This window comes from Enterococcus spodopteracolus, assembly GCF_030441955.1.
GTDB lineage: Bacteria > Bacillota > Bacilli > Lactobacillales > Enterococcaceae > Enterococcus_B > Enterococcus_B spodopteracolus.
Genome location: NZ_JARJHD010000059.1, coordinates 1 through 808 on the forward strand (window position 1 = coordinate 1; position 808 = coordinate 808).

An 808-nucleotide genomic window follows, 5' to 3' on the forward strand; every position below is an offset into this window, starting at 1 on the left:
GCGTAAGGGTCACCGCTCCCCTTATAAACCCACAGGGTGGTCCCGGCACCTTTCACCGGCATTGTAGGATTTGGTACAGGCATAGCGTCCTCACATTTCATAGGTACTGACATAAGTCAGATCGGCTGAACTCCACAAGCCCGCATCAGCGTCGCGCCGGTAGTCATAGCCGCTGGCCACCATACTGGTGATCAAATCTGACAGTGCCGGGATATCGCTCATCACCGGATAAATCCGGGACTCCATCCACGCATCCAGCTCTGAATCCGGCACCTGAGCAGGCAGGAAAACTTCGATATGCAGCTCCGCCTGCCAGGTATCGCTGTCCAGCTCTTCGCCCGTGTATTCAGCGCCGGTGAGATAAACGGCAACTGCCGGAAAATCCGCCTCATCAAAAACAGCGGGGCGACCATCAAAAAACGTCGCCCCGGTGTCATGCTTCTCCAGTGCATCCAGTACGGCTGCACGGAGTTCAGTATGTTTCATCGCTTTATTACCATCCTCAGTTGATGCTGCAGCGCATAGCCCAGCTCTTTCGGAAGACGTTCACGCCGTATCCGCTCAATATTTTGTTTAAACGCCGTGGTCAGCGGCACCGCCATCGGGATTTTCACCACATCAATGGGGTAACGGTTTTTCCCAGCCACACGCTGCATGACATGCCACCGGCCATTTTTCAGTTGCTGAATAAACGCGCCGGGAATACGACGGTTACCCACCACAAGCACGCTGCCGCCACCTTTCAGGGATGAACGCTGCCCCTTTTTACGACGCCTGCGGCGCGAAAGGACAACCCGCGCATTACCCA

Annotated in this window: 2 protein-coding genes; both read right to left on the reverse strand. The window is 55.4% G+C overall.

The window, feature by feature from the left end; all coding sequences use genetic code 11:
• Positions 1-90: 90 nt before the first annotated feature.
• The gene (locus tag P3R27_RS14445; RefSeq protein ID WP_301399139.1) at positions 91-486 is read right to left on the reverse strand and encodes a phage minor tail U family protein; all 396 of its coding nucleotides are present in this window, start codon (positions 484-486) and stop codon (positions 91-93) included.
• Positions 483-808: phage tail protein (locus P3R27_RS14450; protein ID WP_301399140.1), on the reverse strand; the 326-nt coding region annotated here is incomplete at its 5' end. The genes P3R27_RS14450 and P3R27_RS14445, both read right to left, overlap by 4 nt.